Origin of the sequence: Klebsiella sp. 7-CIP_Kleb. (assembly GCF_050378655.1) — a bacterium.
Classification (GTDB): Bacteria; Pseudomonadota; Gammaproteobacteria; order Enterobacterales; family Enterobacteriaceae; genus Klebsiella; species Klebsiella quasipneumoniae.
In genome coordinates this window covers 477500-490017 of sequence record NZ_JBNRLJ010000001.1, presented here as the reverse complement: position 1 = coordinate 490017, position 12518 = coordinate 477500, and the positions used below count along the sequence as shown (strand labels likewise).

Below are 12518 nucleotides of genomic sequence, written 5' to 3'. Positions count from 1 at the left end.
GTGAGCGGTAATTTTCTGCCTACACTTAGGCTTTATCCTGGAGGCAGACCATGATTACCGTTTATGGCGTGCCGGGATGGGGCTCGACGATTAGCGAGCTGATGCTCTCCCTGGCCGATATTCCCTACGAGGTGGTTGACGTTGAGGGCTTTGACCAGCCCGGCCCGGCGCGCGAGCGCCTGCGGCAGATTAACCCGCTGTGTCAGGTGCCCACCCTCAGGCTGGCCGACGGCAACATCATGACCGAAACCGCCGCCATCGCGCTGATGATCCTCGACCAGCGTCCCGACCTGGCCCCCGCGCCGGGGACGCCGCAGCGTCAACAGTTCCAGCGTCTGCTGGTCTGGCTGGTGGCCAATGTCTATCCTACCTTTACCTATGCCGATTACCCGGAACGCTGGGCGCCCGCCGCCGCGGAGCAGCTGGTGGAGAATTGTCGCCAGTACCGGAAAAATCTCTATCTCTGGTTCGAACAGCAGCTTGCCGCCGGGCCGTGGGCGCTGGGCGCGTCGGTAACGTTGCTGGATTGCTATATCGCGGCGATGTACAGCTGGGGGCCGCGACAGGCGTGGTTTGACGACCACGCGCCAAAATTCGCCGCCATCGCCCGGGCGGTCTGTCAGCGACCGGAGCTGGCCGTGGCGCTACGCCGTAACAAGCTGATTTAACGCACGCGATGGCAACCAGAACGGCCATTCTGTGGTAGCGTTATGGCTCTGACCACAAGGAGTCTTTGCTATGCCGCATGTAGATATTAAATGTTTTCCCCGTGAACTGACTGACGAACAAAAAACCGCGCTGGCCGCCGACATTACCGAGGTGCTGATCCGTCATCTGAACAGCAAAGAGAGCGCGGTCAGCGTCGCGCTCACCCAGGTTGAGCCGGACGCGTGGCAGGCGGTGTGGGATAGTGAGATCGCCCCGCAGATGGCGCAGTTGATTAAGAAGCCGGGTTATAGCATGTAATTGCCACTGGCGGGCATGATGCCCGCCAGTGACGCTCGGTCAGAACCAAATCTCCGTCTGCACGCCGAAGTTCCATGTCCCGCCAGCGGTAAAGCCTTTGCTGCCGAAATCATCGTTGATCGCATAACGATCCAGGTCTTTATCCCAGTTCATCCACGTGACAAAGAAACGTATCTCCGGCCGCGCTTTGATATCAAACACATCGCCCACTTTAAAGGTGGGGGCGAAGGTCAGCTTGTAGAAATCACCGCGCACCGCCTGATACTGATAAACGTTGTCATTATAGCGATAGCTGCGCCCGTTCGGATTGAGATCCATATACTGCCACGAGGCCTCATACAGCAGGGCGAAGTGAGCGGAGATCCCTTGCGATACCCGCAGGTTAAACGTCGCCCAGTCGTAGCGGTCGCCGTCGCGATAGCGGTCTTCGCTGTGCTGGGCGATCACCGACGGCGCCAGCTGCCAGTTTTTCCCCAGCGGCAGGATCCCGTACGACGCAAAGCGCAGGGAGGCCGCGTTCTCGGTCAGGTCGCCATCGCTCCCCGGCTGACGCGCTTCGGCGCCCAGCCCGACGCCGTACTGCAGGGCGCTTTCCGACACCCCCGGCGCCAGGCCGTAGAACTGCTGTTTGTCGTGGAGGGCCAGCATCGCGTAGTAGCCGTTTTTGGCGGTGTTATCGCTGCGCAGGGCATAGCTCCCGGTGGTCGAGGTATTATCTTTCAGGTCATCGTTGCCCTGGGCGGTCATCACCGTGGTCATCAGCTGCCAGTTGCCGTAAAAATGGTTTGCGGTGAACAGCAGATTCTGGATGTCATTATCCGCGTAATTATCGCTGCCAAGGTCGCCGAAGTTACGCGCATACACCGAATAATCGCCGCGCAGGCCGCTTCCCCAGTCGACATCATTGATTCCGCCGCCGGTGCCACCGAGGAACATGATGTCGCTATCGGTAAAGTGGATATCGAAGTTATCCCGATCGAAGCGCTTGCCGGCCCAGATCGAGGCGCGTTTTAACGGCCCGGTGAACTCGGCGAAATCGCCCATCTCGACGTACAGCTGACGAATGTTCAGATGGTGGCTGTCGTTATCCTGAACCCACGGATCCGGGTTGGTGGCCCCGTCGGCGAGCATGGTCTTAAAGCGCGCCCATGAGCCATCGTTGAAGGTAAGCTTTTTGCCAAAGCTCAGCTCAGCGTAATTATCTTTTTCGTTGCCGAGACGGCCGACGTGGGCATCGCCGTTGAGCGAACTGGCCGGGGAGATACCTGGCCCGCCGCGGGCGCCTTTGCCGTGGCTGTTGACTAACATTCCGGAACGGGCGTAGGCGTTAAAGGTAAAGCCATCGTCCGGGGCGCGTTTCGCCAGCTGCTCGCTCAGCTGCTGATTGGTGGCCTGCTGTTTTTGTTCGCGAGCCGTGGTCTGTTGGCTGAGCGCCTGCACCTGCTTTTCCGCTGCCGCCGCGCGCTGTTCCGCGGCGCTGGTGCGCAGCTCCGCCTGCTGCGCCCGGCGTTTAGCTTCTCCCGCCTCCTGCTCCGCATGATTTAGCCGGGCCTCCAACAGAGCCAGCCGTTGCTCGACAGTGAGTGGGGCCGCACTCGCGCCGTAAGCCGAAAAAAGGGCGCAGCAAACCGCTGCGCTTATCAAAGAGATACGCATATCAATCCTTATTTTTTCAGAGGTATGAAGGGTGTGCTGCGCCTTACAGGGCGTGGTTTTCTCCACCAACAGACGATGCGTTCGACGGCGCACGGCGTCCAGCGTCAAGGTCAGCGCGGATCTGCTCGTACTGGTCGTCGAGGCGGTAGAAGCGACCCATCCACAACATTGAGGCCACAATCAGCAGCGCGGGGATATAGAGGTAGCAGGCTTTTATCGCCAGCATCGCGCCGTCGCTTTGCGTCTGGTTAGCGATATAACCGGCGGATGAGAGCAGTACCCCGGTAATGGCTCCTGCGCCCGCCATAGCCACCTTACCAAGAAAGCCGTTGATGGAGGTTAAAATGCCGGCGGTATTGATGCCGGTTTTCCATACCCCGTAATCCACCGGATCGGCCTGCATGGAAAAGTAAATTGCCGTGCGCTGTCCGGCGCCAAGCGATAACACGACCGCTCCGGCAACCAGACCCCAGCTGTTAACGCCTGCCGCCATCATCATACCCATGCCGACCAGGTTGATCCCGCTGGCGACCAGATACACGTGGCGCTTTTTCATCCGGCTGGCGAGCAGCGGCACGGTGAGGGTGCCCAGCAGGGGAACGAAGGTCGAGATCCCGGCGACGACCGCCGTGAGTTCGTTATTGCCGACGTAATAATGGAAGAAGTAGACCAGCGCCCCGGTTTGGAAGAAAAACGCGCCCCACATCAGGAAAATGTTGATGGCGAAGACGAACCACGGTCGATTGGCGCGCAGGCTGACCCAGGCGCGTTTTAAGGTCATGCGCTCCTGAGTAATGCTGATATTTTCCTTAACGTTCCGGAAGCTCACCAGCAGAAAAAAGGTGGCAATAACGCCGAAAACTACCGCCGTATAGAAGAAGCCGTGCTCCTGATTGCCTTTGCCCAGCGCGCCAACCAGCGGCAGAGTGGCGACCGCGACAATGGTCGCCCCGAGCGAGCCGAGCAGAATACGCACTGCCGACAGCGTCGTGCGCTCTCGCGAGTCGTTCGTCAGAAACGGCAGCATGGCGCAGAATGGAATATTAACGAGGGTATAGAGAAACGACAGGCACAAATAGGTGACAAAAGCGTAGATCAGCTTACCGGTGGTGCCGAAATCGGGCACGTAGAAGGCCAGAATACACAGCAGTCCAAAGGGGATCGCGCCAATCAGCAGATACGGACGGCAGCGCCCCCAGCGGGTGGCGGTATTGTCGATTACCAGCCCCATCAGCACGTCGGCCACGCCGTCCACCAGTCGGGTGACCAGAAACATCAGCCCGACATAATAGGCCGGGAGGCCCATCACGTCGGTGTAAAAAAACATCAGATACAGAGAGATCATCTGCCACACAAGGTTGCAGGAGAGATCGGCAATGCCATAGCCAAGGCGCTGCCGCCACAGGGTAAACGTTGTTTCTGCCATAAATCACTCGCTTATCGTTGTTGTTAAAGTCCGTACTGGCGAATAAACCAGGCCGGCGTACAGCTCCACGCATGGCAGTAACTATTGATGAGCTTACTGCCATAGGGGGAAAAGTCAGGATGCTGCGGATCGAAAATTTCCCAGAAGGTGTCGGCGCCGTAGTCGACCATCGCTCCCCAGTAGGCCTTGATCTCCGCTACCGCCTCCTCGCGCAGGCCGCATTGCAGCAGGGCGACAATGTGATGATGGCGCAAGTAGGGGGTATTCATGGCAATGGCGGGCGGATGTTGCTGCAGGCGGCGCATCAGCGCTTGCCGCTGCCCGGCGGTGCCAACCTCCGCCAGTACCAGCCAGATCTGCGATGCCCATGAGACCTGGCGCGCGGCGCCGCTGATAAACACCTGCCGCTCGCTGTCCCACAGGTGGCGGAGGGCGGCCTCTTTCAGCTGCGCGAGCGTAGCGGTGTAGTCGGCTACCCGCTGCGGTTCAACACGCTGCGCCAGCCAGAGGGCACGCTGCAGGCAGTAGATAAGCACCCCCTGCGCTGACGACTGTTTATTCAGTTCCGCCTGCCAGTCGATAAATACCCACCAGTCATCGCTGTCACGTACCAGGCCGCGGGTATCGCAGCGGGTCAGCGCCAGCTCGATTTGCCGTCGCGCCGTGGGCCACAGTTCACGGGCGGTTTCCATGTCGCCAGTGCTTTGCAGGTAGTGATAGAGTACGTCGACAAAAAATAATGAATAATCAAAGAGAAATGTGTCATCGGCGCGCACGTCAGGCTGAACAAAGACATTGGCGGAGACCATGCCATCTTCCCGGGTATGGCCGGCAAACAGGTACAGGCAGCGGCGGACCAGATCGTGGTGGCCGAAGGTCACGTCATTGACCAGCGCCTGCAGGCGCAGGTCGCCGAGCCACAGCCGACGGTCGCGTTTCGGCCCATCCTCAAACACCTCCTGCATGCAGTTTTGCAGGGTGCGAACCGCGACGTCATCAATGGCTTTCAGCTCCGAATCGGCGATGACCGCCGGCTGCGGGCTGCCGGCTGAGGTAACGGTTTCCAGGGCTATCTCATCGAACTGCAGACGAAATTTGCGCGACAGCGCTTTGATTTCCACCTTCAGGTAGCGCAGGCAGTAGCGACGCGGCAGGTCAACCCGGGCGGGCAGGACGTCGAGCCACAGATCCTGTTGCTGCAACCAGCTACTGCTCAGCCACCCCTGGTACTCGCTGAACGGCTCGCAGACTTCGCTCAGCGTTTCGCCGAAGGTGAAGTGCAGATGGGCCGGGGCATCCGGCGGGCTGCCGACGCTGCGGCAGCTGAACTGCAGGTAGCCAACAAAATGGCTGCCAAAGTCAATGATGATGCTGTCGCCGACGCGAAGCGGCTGCTGATAAAACTGCTCAGGCGTGCAGACGGTGTGTCCCCGCCAGCCGTTCAGCGCCGCCGGATCGGCGACGGCCTCGACGATGGCCTGCGGCGCCTGGCGCTGACGATGTAGCGCGGGCGTTAGGGCGGCCGCACGCTCTAATAAATGCGGATGGCGGGTCATCGCCACACTGGAATTGTATTGAATTGCCTGTGACATACTGCGTCCTCTCCATTAGGTTAGGCGCAGCATAGGCCGTCGTCCGGCGGCACCACCACTCTGGCAATGCCAAACCGTCAGTGAAAATGGCAGGAATAATGAGGTGGGGGCGCTGGCGATCACAAATCCGCACATCGGGCGCGTGCCGAGGGCCGGAATAGATTATCGTGCCCCTGCGCACCAGGCTGTTCAGGATTTGCTGTAATGATGACACTGACCGTTGAGTATTATTTCACCCACCCCCAGGATAAGCTCGGCATGTACGCCAGCGACCCGGAAGATAATAGCCAGGAACATGGCCACGAGTTTGCCGAGCTGGTGATCGTCGAGGAGGGGCATGGATTACACGTTATTAATGGCCGCCCGCTGTATATCCAGCAGGGCGATGTATTTTATGTCCAGCCTGGCGATGTCCACTATTATGATGAGCTGGGGACGCTGAAGTTGATTAATGTCTTAATTAATCCGGCGGTGGCCTTTCGCTATTTACAGCAGATGGAGGGATTGCTGCAGCAATTATCGGCGCAGCGCGCCGCCTGCTATGGCTGGCTGGCACCGGAGACCCGCAGCTATTGTCGGGAACTGGTGGAAAAGATATTTTCCCCGGCGCTGAGGGCGGCGGATAATACCCCGCAACGGGAGTCTCTCTTTTTCCAGCTGGTGACCACCATTCTCACAGCCGAGTCGGAAGCCGAATATAGCAGCACCCGCTATAAACTGCATAAATTACTCACCTGGCTGCAGGAGCACTGTTTCGAAGAACATAACTGGCAGCAGCTGGCGGAGCAATTTCATCTCACCACCCGCACGGCGTTTCGCCATATTAAAGAGGCCACCGGATTAACGCCGGATAATTATCTGAAACGTCTGCGACTGGTCTCCGCGCGGGTCAAATTACGCGAAACGGAGATGACCATTACCGAAGTGGCTTATCTGTGCGGCTTCGCCAACAGCAACCACTTTACCACCCTGTATAAAAAAGTGTTTGGCCTGACCCCAAGCGCCGATCGCCGCCGCCCACCGGGTTAAAAGGGGGGCCGCAGGCCGGGCAGGGGAAAAATCTGCCACCCGCGGCAGGTCACGCTTATTCGTCGAGGGAGTTTGCCCGCACATGACGACCGCTGGCGACAAAATTGCCGGTGCCAAGATGATGCAGGGTATTGAGCTTATCGTCGTCGAACTGCCAGCGTCCGGTGACGAATGCGCGTTCATCGGCGGCGGCAGACACCACCTCCCCGAACAGGGTGTCGTACTGGGTCTGGGCCGCCGTCGCCGGCAGCAGACGGCACTCCATCCATGCCAGACACTTCTCCTCGATCAGCGGCAGGCCCAGCTCCGGACCGGTCACCACCGGAATTCCGTAAGCATTGAATTTGTCTTCATCGCGGCCACTGACGCTGCCGACGGCGTAGGTCCAGCTGGCGGCGGCCACGCCGGGAACCACGATGCCGAAGGTGCCGTTGCGCTCGATGATTTCCCGCGTCCAGGTGCTTTTATCCACCACGATAGCCACCCGCGGTGGGGCGAATTCCACCGGCATCGACCAGGCGGCGGCCATGACGTTGCGCCGGTCGGACGCAGCGTCGTAGCTGGTGATCAAAATGGTCGGACCGTGGTTGAGCAGGCGGCTGGCATACTGCAGTTCCACGTGGCGAAAGCGGCTCATAGGCGTTCCTTGAGTAATGGGTCGGTTGGCGGGTAATACGTTAAGCCGCAATGAAAATGTAATCAATACGTCATCTCGTCTGACTATAGTCGCCAGCACAAAGTCCCAAAGAGGATCACAATATGTTGGCTCCCCTGATGTTATCCCAGGTGAGCGCGTCCCGTCGGATGTCGACCGCCGGGCAGGGGTTGCTTTCCCGCAAGGGAGGGCGACAATGCGCGCGCTGACCCCTATCACTCTGCAGGCGGTCTCATTCGCCTTCGCAGAGACCCCCATTCTCGATCGCTTCTCGCTGCATATCGAACCCGGCAGCATTGTGGCGCTGCTGGGCCCGTCCGGCTGCGGCAAAAGCACCTTGCTGCGCCTGCTGGCGGGGCTGAGCGTGCCGGCCAGCGGTGAAATCCGCTTTGGCGATCGGCTGGTGGCCCGCGCAGGCTGGGGATTGCCCCCGGAACAACGCGATATCGGCATGGTTTTCCAGGATTACGCCCTCTGGCCGCATATGAGCGTGGCGCAGAACGTCGCCTTTCCGCTGCGCATGCGCGGCATTGCCCGCGCCGAACGCGAGCGCCGGGTGAGCGAGGCGCTGGCGCGGGTGGGCCTCGACGGCTTTGCCGAACGTAAACCTTCAGGCCTTTCCGGCGGCCAGCAGCAGCGGGTGGCGCTGGCGCGGGCGATCGTCGCCGCGCCGCGGGTGCTGCTGTTTGATGAGCCGCTCTCCAACCTGGACAGCGAACTGCGCGAATCGCTGTGTGGCGAAATGAGCCGCCTGCTGCGCCAGCTCGGCATCACCGCCGTGTATGTTACCCATGACCGCCGTGAAGCCGAGCTGTTAGCCGACCGGATAGTCCATTTATCCGCGGGCCGCGTGGCCGCTGTCCGCGCCGTTACGCCAACCTCAGGGGACGTTGTATGAACACCGTTATGACCGTTAAGAAAGGAGTGGTACTCGCGATGGCTCTCTCCGCCATGATGCTCTCAAGCGCCCATGCGCTGACCGTTTACACCGCCGGCCCTGGCTCGCTGGCGAAAAGCCTGGCCAGCGGTTTTGAACAACAGACCGGGGTGAAGGTGACCGTTTTCCAGGCCACCACCGGCAAAGTGATGGCCCGTCTGGAGGCCGAGCAGGCCAACCCACAGGCGGATGTGCTGATCTCCGCTTCATGGGATACCGCGGAGGATCTGCACCAGCGGGGTTGGTTGCTGCCTTTTCACAGCGCCAATGCCGACAAGGTACCGGCTAATCTGAAATCGGCGGACTATATCGCCCAGGGGGTCTCGGCGCTTGGCATCGTCTGGAACAGCAAAAGCGGCACTCCGGAGCCGAAAGAGTGGCGGGATCTCACCCAGCCGGCGTTTAAAGATAAGGTGACGACGCCTGACCCGGCGCTCTCCGGCGCGTCGCTGGATCTGCTGATTGGCCTGCAAAACAGCATGGGCGACCAGGCCTGGCAGCTGTTTGACGATCTGAAAAAGAACGGCATGGTGGTCAGCGGCCCCAACGCCCAGGCGGTGACGCCGGTGATGCAGGGGGCGAAAGCGGCGGTGTTCGGCGCGGTGGATTATGTCTCCTACGGCAATATTCAGCAGGGCGAGTCGCTGAAGGTGATCTTCCCGCCCAGCGGGACGGTGATTGCCCCACGCCCGATGATGATCCTCAAAACCAGCCAGCATGCCGACGACGCCAAAGCCTTTATCGATTACGTGCTGTCGCCGGAAGGTCAGGCGCGGGTCGCCGACGCCTGGCTGATGCCCGCTCGCCGCGATGTGGCCGCTAAACGCCCGCTGCTGGACGCGCTGAAGGTCTTGCCCACCAGCGGCGAGGGGAGTAGCGAGCGTAGCGCCGTCCTGACCCGCTTCAGTCAGCTGTATGCCCACTAATTGACACGGTTCTCCGGCGCTGGCCGCCGGAGAACGCTTCGTTTCAGGAACCGCTGTGAAACAAAAATTCCTTTCCGGCGTGACCCTTGCTGCCCTGACGCTGCTGGTCGCGTTACCGCTGTTGTTTATTCTGCTGCAGGCGATTTTTCCCCATTTTAGCGCCGGTTCGCTCCATGACGCCTTTGGCGGCGTCTCGCCGCTGCTGGCGGACCCTCAGCTGATGTCGATGCTCGGCGGTACGCTGTGGATCGCCGGCGGCGTGGCGCTGGCCAGCGTCCTCATCGGCCTGCCGCTCGGCATTCTGCGCGGTATGTTTTCGTTGCCGCTGCCCCGGCTATGGGACCTGCTGTTTTTGATCCCCTTTCTGACGCCGCCCTATATCTCGGCGCTCTCGTGGATGTTGGCCCTGCAACGCCAGGGCTATCTGCAGCAGCTGACCGGCTGGCAGCTAAACGATCTGCTATTCAGCCGCAGCGGGATCGTGCTGGTGATGACCTTTAATATTTTTCCCGTGGTTTACTTTGCCGTTTCCCGCAGCCTGCTGGCGAGCGGGCAACGGCTGGCGATGGTCGCCCGGGTCCATGGCGCCAGCGCCTGGCGCGCCTTCTGGCACGTGACGCTGCCGATGCTCTCCCCGGCGCTGGCGGCGGGGATGCTGCTGGCGTTTACTCTCGCCATCGAGGAGTTTGGCGTACCGGCGGCGCTGGGCAGCCGGGCGGGAGTGGTGATGCTGACGGTGGGCATTGAGAAAAAGCTGGCCGACTGGCCGGTGGATCTCACCGGTGCTGCGCTGCTGTCGCTGCTGCTGATGGCGGTGGCGTTGTTCGCCTGGTGGCTGCAAACGCGGCTGGTGGGGGAGAAGGAGGTCACCAGCGTCACCGGCAAACCGGGAGAAAACCGTGGGACGTCGCTGGGCTGGATGACGCTGCCCGCGCTGCTGGCGATGGCGGCCGTCGGCGGCCTGGCGGTCGGGGTCCCCGCCGCCTCGATGATGCTCACCAGCCTGATGGGCACCCTCTCGGGCGGAGTCAGCCTGGAGAATGTCACGCTGCGTCATTTCGCGGCGCTATTCGACCAGCAGGGCGATGCCCTGTCGGCCCTCGGCGTCAGCCTGTCTCTGGCGCTAGGTTCGGCGCTGATCGTCGGCGCGCTGGGGCTGCTGGCCGCCTGGCTGGTGATGGTGCAGAAGATCAAAGGGCGCGGGGTGGTGGATGCGCTGTCGCTGATGCCGGCGGCGCTGCCGGGCGTGGTGGTGGGGGTGGGATTGATCCTGCTGTGGAATCAGCCCTTCTGGCCGCGCTCGCCCTACAACACGCTGTGGATGCTGCTGCTCTCCTATTGTTGCCTGCTGCTGCCCTGGCCGGTGCGCTATGTCGGCAGCGCGCTGCGCCAACTCGGCCCCAATCTTGAGCCCGCCGCCCGGGTCCACGGCGCATCGCCGCTGCAGGCGCTGCGGCTAATTGTTCTGCCGCTGGTCTTTCCGGCGCTGCTGGCGGCGATGCTGATGGTGTTTGCGGTGGCGTCCCGGGAGCTGGTGACCTCGCTGCTGCTGGCGCCCGCCGGCACGCAGACCGTGGCGGTGTTTATCTGGCGCCAGTTCGAACAGGGATCCGTTGGTCAGGGCATGGCGATGGCCAGCCTGACGCTGTTGACCGGTCTGCTCCTGATGCTGACGGCGCTGGCGCTGATGCAGCGCAGCACGCGCGGTTAACGACAAGCGCACAAAAAAGAGGGTCGGCGCGGGAATATAGGCTATAAATGTCGGACACCAACAGCTGGAGACCCTGATGAGTCCCTTTTTACGCGCCTATTTTTCCCGTCTGGGCTGGACGGGAGAGCCTGATGTTTCTATTGATACCTTGCGCCAACTGCATCTGCAGCATAACAGCGCTATCCCTTTCGAAAACCTCGACGTCCTGCTGCCGCGCGAGATCCATCTTGACGACCTGGCGCTGGAAGCGAAGCTGATCGCCGGCCGACGCGGGGGGTATTGTTTTGAACAAAATGGCCTGCTGGAGCGCGCGCTGCGCGAAATAGGTTTTAATGTCCGCAGCCTGCTGGGCCGGGTGGTGCTGGCCAATCCGCCGCAGATGCCGCCGCGCACCCATCGTTTATTGCTGGTGGAAGTGGCGGGTGAGCGCTGGATCGCCGACGTTGGCTTCGGCGGCCAGACGCTGACCGCGCCGATTAAGCTGCTGGCCGATATCCCGCAGCAGACGCCGCACGGCAGCTATCGTCTGGTGCATGAAGGGGATGAGTGGACGCTGCAGTTCAACCATCACGAACACTGGCAGTCGATGTACCATTTCGATTTAGGCCGCCAGTATGCGTCTGATTATGTGATGGGTAACTTCTGGTCGGCGCACTGGCCGCAGTCCCACTTCCGTCACCACCTGCTGATGTGCCGTCATCTGCCTGACGGCGGCAAAATGACCCTCACCAATTTCCACTTTACCCACTGGGAGAATAACCACGTGGTGGAGAAGGTCGATTTTGCCGATGTCTCCGCGCTGTACGAAGGGCTGCAAACCCGCTTCGGCCTGGGCGTGGACGATCCTAAACATGGCTTTAGTGAAGCGGCGCTGGCGGCGGTAATGGCGGCGTTCGATACGCATCCGGAAGCCGGGAAGTAAATTTCCTCATGCCCGGCGGCCGGGCCTACGGGGTGTGAGCCTGTGAGTGGATCCTGTAGGCCGGGTAAGGCGCAGCCGCCACCCGGCGAAATCAAGGATACCGTGCCTGATATCTTGCCCGGCGGCGCTGCGCTTGCGCGGGCCTACGGGGTGTGAGCCTGTGAGTGGATCCTGTAGGCCAGGTAAGGCGCAGCCGCCACCCGGCGAAATCAAGGATACCGTGCCTGATATCTAGCCCGGCGGCGCTGCGCTTGCGCGGGCCTACGGGGTGTGAGCCTGTGAGTGGATCCTGTAGGCCGGGTAAGGCGTAGCCGCCACCCGGCATAAAAGTGGCTCCGTGCCCACAGTCATCGCCCGGTGGCGCTGCGCTTGCACGGGCCTGAACGCCAGCCGGACGGTTCCCTCTCCCTCCGGGAGAGGGCCAGGGTGAGGGGAAGCACTGCAGTGTGGTTGTTTATGTTATCTGTGGCTTCAGCGTAGTTTGCGCTCCCGGTTAATTGTCTGCGTTATGTCTCTTAAGGCGCAGGGAGCGCACAGGGGGCGGCCAGTCGCCGCCGCCCCCTGTACCCCCGGGCTCCGGCCAGCAAAATCGCCACTGCGTGGTGCCTTCGACTTATCCCGGCAGGCTTCGGGTCGGGCCGAGGCAGCGTCCTTGCAAAACACGGCCCTCAGCCCGCATCCATGCGGGCTGCCCCGGC

Annotated in this window: 11 protein-coding genes; 7 read left to right on the top strand and 4 right to left on the bottom strand. The window is 61.2% G+C overall.

Annotated elements, in window-relative coordinates:
* Positions 1–50 precede the first annotated feature (50 nt).
* Complete coding sequence (locus ACQUTI_RS02375; RefSeq protein ID WP_182949316.1) at positions 51–668, top strand: glutathione S-transferase family protein; 618 nt, start codon at positions 51–53, stop codon at positions 666–668.
* Positions 669–738: 70 nt separating this feature from the next.
* Positions 739–966, top strand: coding sequence for a tautomerase PptA (pptA, locus tag ACQUTI_RS02370; protein ID WP_002906690.1), 228 nt, complete (start codon positions 739–741; stop codon positions 964–966).
* Positions 967–1005: 39 nt separating this feature from the next.
* On the opposite strand, the gene ACQUTI_RS02365 is transcribed toward pptA, so the two are convergent.
* Genes ACQUTI_RS02365 through ACQUTI_RS02355 form a run of 3 tightly spaced genes read right to left on the bottom strand, consistent with a single transcriptional unit; the run spans position 1006 to position 5640 of the window.
* Positions 1006–2622, bottom strand: coding sequence for a carbohydrate porin (locus ACQUTI_RS02365; protein WP_032425871.1), 1617 nt, complete (start codon positions 2620–2622; stop codon positions 1006–1008).
* 43 nt (positions 2623–2665) lie between these two features.
* A complete protein-coding gene (locus ACQUTI_RS02360; protein WP_017900503.1) occupies positions 2666–4048 on the bottom strand; it encodes a glycoside-pentoside-hexuronide (GPH):cation symporter in 1383 nt (460 codons plus the stop codon).
* A 23-nt stretch (positions 4049–4071) separates the two neighbouring features.
* Complete coding sequence (locus tag ACQUTI_RS02355) at positions 4072–5640, bottom strand: family 78 glycoside hydrolase catalytic domain (RefSeq protein ID WP_064187175.1); 1569 nt, start codon at positions 5638–5640, stop codon at positions 4072–4074.
* 204 nt (positions 5641–5844) lie between these two features.
* Here ACQUTI_RS02355 and ACQUTI_RS02350 point away from each other — a divergent pair, with 204 nt between their 5' ends.
* Complete coding sequence (locus ACQUTI_RS02350; protein WP_004202721.1) at positions 5845–6669, top strand: helix-turn-helix domain-containing protein; 825 nt, start codon at positions 5845–5847, stop codon at positions 6667–6669.
* Between the two features lie 55 nt (positions 6670–6724).
* Here ACQUTI_RS02350 and ACQUTI_RS02345 read toward each other — a convergent pair whose 3' ends face one another.
* Complete coding sequence (locus tag ACQUTI_RS02345; protein WP_032456131.1) at positions 6725–7306, bottom strand: flavin reductase family protein; 582 nt, start codon at positions 7304–7306, stop codon at positions 6725–6727.
* Between the two features lie 214 nt (positions 7307–7520).
* Here ACQUTI_RS02345 and ACQUTI_RS02340 point away from each other — a divergent pair, with 214 nt between their 5' ends.
* From ACQUTI_RS02340 to nhoA, 4 genes are all read left to right on the top strand, one after another.
* Positions 7521–8222 carry an ABC transporter ATP-binding protein gene (locus tag ACQUTI_RS02340; protein ID WP_004202717.1) on the top strand — a complete coding sequence of 234 codons (702 nt, stop codon included), beginning with the start codon at positions 7521–7523 and terminating at the stop codon, positions 8220–8222.
* A complete protein-coding gene (locus ACQUTI_RS02335) occupies positions 8219–9187 on the top strand; it encodes an ABC transporter substrate-binding protein (protein WP_192079878.1) in 969 nt (322 codons plus the stop codon). The genes ACQUTI_RS02340 and ACQUTI_RS02335 overlap by 4 nt, the downstream gene beginning before the upstream one ends.
* Before the next feature lie 55 nt (positions 9188–9242).
* Positions 9243–10898: an ABC transporter permease gene (locus tag ACQUTI_RS02330; RefSeq protein ID WP_032456128.1), complete on the top strand. Its 1656-nt coding sequence runs from the start codon at positions 9243–9245 to the stop codon at positions 10896–10898.
* A 76-nt stretch (positions 10899–10974) separates the two neighbouring features.
* Positions 10975–11820, top strand: coding sequence for an N-hydroxyarylamine O-acetyltransferase (gene nhoA, locus ACQUTI_RS02325; protein ID WP_004202712.1), 846 nt, complete (start codon positions 10975–10977; stop codon positions 11818–11820).
* Positions 11821–12518 lie beyond the last annotated feature (698 nt).

What these genes read in the sequence shown, in the direction of transcription:
- ACQUTI_RS02375 (WP_182949316.1), top strand. Translation starts at nt 51, where the DNA reads ATGATTACCGTTTATGGCGTGCCGGGATGGGGCTCGACGATTAGCGAG.
- pptA (WP_002906690.1), top strand. Translation starts at nt 739, where the DNA reads ATGCCGCATGTAGATATTAAATGTTTTCCCCGTGAACTGACTGACGAA.
- ACQUTI_RS02365 (WP_032425871.1), bottom strand. Translation starts at nt 2,622, where the DNA reads ATGCGTATCTCTTTGATAAGCGCAGCGGTTTGCTGCGCCCTTTTTTCG.
- ACQUTI_RS02360 (WP_017900503.1), bottom strand. Translation starts at nt 4,048, where the DNA reads ATGGCAGAAACAACGTTTACCCTGTGGCGGCAGCGCCTTGGCTATGGC.
- ACQUTI_RS02355 (WP_064187175.1), bottom strand. Translation starts at nt 5,640, where the DNA reads ATGTCACAGGCAATTCAATACAATTCCAGTGTGGCGATGACCCGCCAT.
- ACQUTI_RS02350 (WP_004202721.1), top strand. Translation starts at nt 5,845, where the DNA reads ATGATGACACTGACCGTTGAGTATTATTTCACCCACCCCCAGGATAAG.
- ACQUTI_RS02345 (WP_032456131.1), bottom strand. Translation starts at nt 7,306, where the DNA reads ATGAGCCGCTTTCGCCACGTGGAACTGCAGTATGCCAGCCGCCTGCTC.
- ACQUTI_RS02340 (WP_004202717.1), top strand. Translation starts at nt 7,521, where the DNA reads ATGCGCGCGCTGACCCCTATCACTCTGCAGGCGGTCTCATTCGCCTTC.
- ACQUTI_RS02335 (WP_192079878.1), top strand. Translation starts at nt 8,219, where the DNA reads ATGAACACCGTTATGACCGTTAAGAAAGGAGTGGTACTCGCGATGGCT.
- nhoA (WP_004202712.1), top strand. Translation starts at nt 10,975, where the DNA reads ATGAGTCCCTTTTTACGCGCCTATTTTTCCCGTCTGGGCTGGACGGGA.